Source organism: Salinibacter sp. (assembly GCF_042218895.1).
In the GTDB taxonomy this organism is placed as follows: Bacteria; Bacteroidota; Rhodothermia; order Rhodothermales; family Salinibacteraceae; genus Salinibacter.
On the sequence record NZ_JBDGQQ010000050.1, the window covers coordinates 15,415 to 20,932 of the forward strand.

Annotated in this window: 2 protein-coding genes and 1 pseudogene; 1 reads left to right on the plus strand and 2 read right to left on the minus strand. The window is 73.1% G+C overall.

Translation table 11 applies throughout. The features are described from left to right. Nucleotides 1-244: 244 nt before the first annotated feature. The gene (locus ABEL04_RS05475; protein ID WP_375801378.1) at nt 245-3,334 is read left to right on the plus strand and encodes a TolB family protein; all 3,090 of its coding nucleotides are present in this window, start codon (nt 245-247) and stop codon (nt 3,332-3,334) included. 547 nt (nt 3,335-3,881) lie between these two features. On the opposite strand, the gene ABEL04_RS05480 is transcribed toward ABEL04_RS05475, so the two are convergent. Together ABEL04_RS05480 and ABEL04_RS05485 are read right to left on the minus strand one after the other, a co-directional pair. Then, nucleotides 3,882-4,598, minus strand: a complete 717-nt coding sequence (locus ABEL04_RS05480) for a hypothetical protein (protein ID WP_375801379.1) — start codon at nt 4,596-4,598, stop codon at nt 3,882-3,884. Between the two features lie 25 nt (nt 4,599-4,623). Next, nucleotides 4,624-5,518, minus strand: a pseudogene (locus tag ABEL04_RS05485) (hypothetical protein); the annotation flags it as partial.

The window sequence follows — 5,518 nt, forward strand, 5'->3', positions numbered from 1 at the left end:
AACGACATGACGCCCCGAAACAACCCGCCCCCGAAACAGCGCGCCGCCTGTAGGCCGGGCACTGCCCCCGGCGGGCGCTGGGAAGAAAGAAGGCGCCGCAGGAGCGGTCAGATGGGGCGGAGGTGCCAGTCGGCCGCAGCCCCAGGAAGGCCGTATCCCAACGAGACGGCGGCGCTACTGTAAGATGGGCTCCCGTCCTCGTGGGCGCGGCACAGAGACAAGCAGCACTCTCCTGAACGCCGGCATGCCTTTCCCTTCGACCGCTCGTCCGCCCGGAGATCTCGCCACTCCCTCCCGCGCCCTGGTCTCGTCGGGGAGGCAGGCCTCCCCGGGCCCGCGAGGGGGCGCGCCGCCGGCAACTCAGGCCGCCCCCCCGATCCTGGTCGTGCTTCTGCTCGCCGGCGCACTGGCGCTCGGGGCCGCGCCTGCCCGGGCACAGATCAACTACAGCGCCCAGTACCGGCCGCCCCTCGATTACCGGGCCGCTCAGACCGAGCACTTTCGGCTTCTCTACCCGGTCGGGGCCGACACCACCGCCGCCCTCTTCCGGCGCGCCCTGGAGGGCCGCTTCGAGGCGACCCGCTCGGTCGTGGGGACGACTGCAGGCGAAGACTTCCGACTGCCCGTAATCGTGGACCCGCGGGCCGACCGGCCGAACGGATACGTGACGGCGCGGAATTTCCGGATGAAGTTGTTCACGGCCCACCCCGTGGGCGCGACCGGCCTGTTCGGCGCCAAGCTCGACAGCTGGGCCCAGACGGTTGCGCCCCACGAGCTGACCCACGCCATGCACCTCGAGATCGACTCCGGGGTCGGCGTCGGCGGGCTGCTCGGGCTGTTTTCCGAGGACGCGTCCCGGGCGCTGCACAGCATCGCGCCCCCGGGGTGGGTGGAGGGCATCGCCGTCTACCGCGAGAGCCAGATCGACCCGGACGCCGGGCGGCTCAACGCGCCGCTCCCGGCGATGAAGTACCGCGCCTCGCTCACCTCCGACGATCCGTGGAGCGTCGGGGAGCTGATGTACCCGAGCCCGTACGAGCGGCCCTCAGGGCGGCACTACCTCGGCGGGGGGCAGCTGATCGAGCACATGGCCGAACGGCGGGGAAGCACCGACTTCTTCCGGCGCACCACCCGGTGGGCCCACCGCCTGCCGTTCCTCGGCTTCGGGGCGGCCCTCTGGATGGGCACCGGCGACACGCCCGCCCAGATCAGCGGCTCGTTCCTCCAGGAGGAGCGCCGAGAGGAGCGCCGCCGCCTCGACGCGCTTCGGGACGTGACCGATCCGGCGGTCGTCGCCGGCAGCGACGGGCTTTCCGTCCGCCGTCCGTACTGGCTGAGCGACTCGACCCTCGTCGCCTACGTCGCCGGCTACGCCACGCGGCCGGGCTTCTACCGGATCGACGCCGCCAGCGGCGAGCGGGAGGCGATCGGCCACCAGAGTGTCACGCAGGGGCATGGCTACGCCCTGGGACCGGACACGACGGCCCTCCACTTTGCCCGTCCCCACTACGACGCCATCGTACGGCGGAAGACCGTCTACAGGGCGCACCGGCTGGACCTGCGCACCGGCGAGGCGGAGCGGGTGTCGACGGCCGGAGGGGTGTTTGCCCCGGCCCCGCAGGCGGGCGGGCCGGTCTGGGCCGCCCGGCGGGACGGATCGTTCAGCACCCTGGTGGTGCTTCGCGGGGACAGCGCGGCCCTGCGAGCCGGCCGGCCGGGCCTCCGCTACAAGCAGGTCGCCCCCTCCCCGAGCGGCGACACGGTCGCGGTCCTGGCCAACGATGGCGGCCGGCAGGGCCTCTACCACTTCTCGGCGGGCCCGAGCGCGCTCGAGCCCTGGCTTCGGTTCGAGGAGGGGACCATCTACGACATGAGCTGGGGGCCGGAGGGGCGCTACCTGCTCTTTGCCGCCGACCCGTCGGGCACCGCGAACGTCTACGCTCTCGATACCCGGGACGGTGACGTTCAGCGCCTGACGACCGTGCGGTACGGGGCACTCGAACCGGCCCTCTCGCCAGACGGGCGGACCCTGGCCTTCGTGCGCTACCGCCACGAGCGGTTCGAGCTCGTGCGGATGCCCTTTCGCCCGGGCGAGGGGCGGCCGGCGGCCGACATCGAGCGCCGCTGGGCCCCCGAGGGGCTGGCGGCCGCGGGGGCGGGCTCCTCCGCCCCGCCCGGCACGACGGGCGGGACCTCGTCGGGAACGGAGGGCCGGCCGGATCTGGGGACCGCCGCGCTCCGCGAGGGGGCCCGGCCCTACCGGGCGTGGCGCCACCTCGCTCCCCGGTCGGTTCGCCCCGTGCTCCCGGGCGCCCTGGAGGAGGCCGGTGCGGCCGCGGCGGGGGAGGATCTTCGCCCCGGAATCGGCGCTCGGCTCTCGGGGGCAGACCCGCTTCGGACCTGGGCCTACGCCCTGGAGGGCTTCTACCGGGCCGGTCGGCTCTGGGGGGAGGCCACGGTGGAGACGGGCCTCCTGCCGGGCACGCCTCGGGCGCGGGCCTTTGCCCGGCCCTTCGAGGCGACGGCCACGCCGGAGGGCGGGCCCGCCCGTCTCGCGGCCTACGAGGAGCGAGGGCTCGGCCTCTCAGCCCGCCAGACCCTCCTGGCCGAGAGGAACGTCTACGTTACCAGCGTGACCGCGGGGCTGGAGGCTCAGTTCCGGCAGACCCGGCCCCTCACGGCCGCCGGCGAGCCGGAGGGGGGCTTCGCGGGCCGCCTCACGCTCCGCCCGCGCCTGGTGGCCCGGTACCGCCTGCAGCAGAACGTCCGCGACCTGGTCCCGAACACCGGACTGGTCTCGGCGACCCGCGTGGAGGCGGACGTCGCCACCTCCGCGCCTGCCACGCCGAGCCGGGCGCTGATCCACCAGACCAACGCCTACTGGCCGCTGCTCTCGTCGGCAAATGTTGGGCTGCGCACGAGCGCGGCCTTCCTGACCCAGAGCCGGGGCGCCCTCTTCGACGCCCAGTCGTTTGTGCCCCGCGGCTACCAGGACCTGGCCGCCGCCCGGCCCGGCCCCGGCACCTACCTGCGCCTCGGCGCCAAGCTCACCTGGCCGCTCGGGTACGTCGATGCCGGGTCGGTGATGGTGCCGGTGATCATCGACGCCCTCTACGGCTACGGCCTCGGGCAGGCCCAGTACCGGATTGAAAGAGGGCCTGGCCCGCCCATTGGGGAGCGGCGCGCCTCGGTGAGCGGCGGGCTGGGCGTGGCGGGTCGGCCGCTCGGCCACGTTCCGGTCCGCCTCGAGCTCGGCCTCTCGCGTCGCTTCGACGCGGGCCCCAGCGCCGGGGGGCCCTGGGAGCCGCACCTGCGCATCCTGACGCCGCTGTAGCCGGGCCCCGCCCGAACGCTTCCCCTCCGGCCGGGGCGGCCGGCCGCTGCCCGACGGCCCCCCCTCTCCGTTCGGGGACGCCCTTCCGCCTGGGAACGCCCCCCACTTGGGGACGCTCCTCCGTCCGGGAACGCCCTGCCCGGCGACTCATCGCCCAGTGGCGACGGTTCGTCGAGCCCCCCGAATCGGGCCGGGCCGGGGCGCGTCTAAGCCCCCGCACGAGACGGAGGGGGCCTACCGGCTCCCCCGCTTCACTCGCACCGGCAAAAAACACGATCCAAGGCCATGAACACCGCCCGCGCCAAGCTGACCCACGACGCCTCCAACTTCGACGACTACGTGCTTTTCATCACGCTGATCGGGCTCGTCGGGGCCCTCGTGATCCTGTAGCGGATCCTGTAGCGGTCGGGGCCGAGGTCCCCGCCTGTCGCTCAGTGCCTCCCTCTCGGTGGCGTACTCCCAGGTGGCACCGTGTCTGCGCGGCGCCTTCCCTGGGAGTGCTCTCCTCAAATATGTCCTCAGGCCTGAATCCTGGAGGCCTGAGCCCTCAGCCGCTCTGCGCCCCCGAGCGCTCGCTGGACGGGTCGGCGCGGAGCACCGCCGCGACGGCGCTCTGAACCGTCTCGGGGCCGACCATCGCCTTCAAGTCCTCCAGGGTCGGCCCGGCGCCGGACGGGGTCCGGTTGTGCGCCCTCGGCTCGCGCCGGTCGGCGTGCGCCGCGAACCAGTACGCGACCTCCCCCTGAAGCTTGGGCACCGGGATGCAGGTTTCCTGCTCGCCGGCCCGGACGTAGGCGAGGTCGTAGTACCCGTCGGTCATCTCTCCGGTCGGCGCAGTCGCAGGCTCCCGGATCGACAGCGAGCACTCGGCACGCGGGAGGCAGGTGTCCAGGACGAGCGCAAAGGCGGCGTTGGCGGCCGGGTAGTTCCCCCCGTTCTTCGCCTTCTCGGCGAAGGCGATCAAGGCCTCGGCGGACCGCGGGGCCGGCATCGCAGCGGGTTCCGACGCGAGCGACGCGTGCCCCGTCATGCGGGCCTCGTCGTGCCGACGGACCGCCACGACCCGGCCCGGCGCCGCCGGCCCGGCGTTGAGGTAGATGATCTCGGCGCTGCTCACCCCGAGGCGGGCGTCCTCCCGCCGGCGGCACGCGAGGCGCCACCCGTCCTCCGCGGCAAGATGTCGGAGCCGCCGCTTCAGCTCCGGGCGGGGCAGTGCAAACAAGGTGTTCCCGTGGCGGTGTCTCGTCTGGTAGTCGGCGTCCATGGCGGCGGTCGTGGGGGTTTGGTCGTCAGGGACGGATCTTGCGGGCGAGCCGCCGGAAGACCTCCGAGTCGGGGCAGTGGAAGTGGTGCCCGCGGTACCGCAGGCGCACCCGCCGGTGGCGCTCCTTGCTGCTGTTCCAGTAGTCGCCGGGCGGGCAGTTGTCGAACCAGTACAGGTTGCAGGCCCGCGAGTGGGCCACAATCTCGTCCGTCCCGTCCCAGTCGGTAAAGTAGAGCACCGTTCGCCCGCCCAGGTCCCAGTCCGCGCCCCGGTCGTCGGTCACGAAGCGCATCGGCTCCGGGTCGAATTTGGCGTCGATCCGCCCGTTCGGGCAGAGGAAGATGTCGATGTCGTCGCGCAACATGGCGCCGGAGGCGATCTTCGAGTAGAACACCGCCTCGTCCCGGCAGGACGGGGAGGTGTCGACCAGCAGCGCCAGCCGGCGCTTCGTGTAGTCCATCTTGCAGTGAGACAGGGGCCGGTTGTCGATCTGCCGGCGCATGATCTTGCGCGGGTCCCAGAACTCGTCCCCGGGGGCTCGCTGGTAGCTCATGTCCTCGGCCACCTTGCCCACGAGCAGCGCAAACATCGACGCCGTCTTGTGTGCCTCCCGCTCGGAGGGGGTCCAGTCGGTGCCCGCCGCCCCCTCGTTGACGTCGTAGGCAAAGTCCCGGATGCCCTCCTCGACCTGCTCGGCCCCGCGGGCGCGGCGGTGCTCGTCGGTGAAGTACGACTCCCGTGGGTCCTCGTCGCCTCGCTCGCCCGAGGGCGGGGCCTCGGAGGCGCGGACCCGGTCGGCCCAGGAGCGGTCGTCGTCCCCCGAAAAGGCCTCCTCGTTGACCTGCTTCCCGTCCTGCTGGGCCGTCTCCTCGGAGACGTCGTCGCGGCCGGAAGCGTCGTCACGACCAGGAGCGTCGCCG

Coding starts and splice junctions, on each gene's coding strand:
- ABEL04_RS05475 (WP_375801378.1), top strand. CDS start 245: ATGCCTTTCCCTTCGACCGCTCGTCCGCCCGGAGATCTCGCCACTCCC.
- ABEL04_RS05480 (WP_375801379.1), bottom strand. CDS start 4,598: ATGGACGCCGACTACCAGACGAGACACCGCCACGGGAACACCTTGTTT.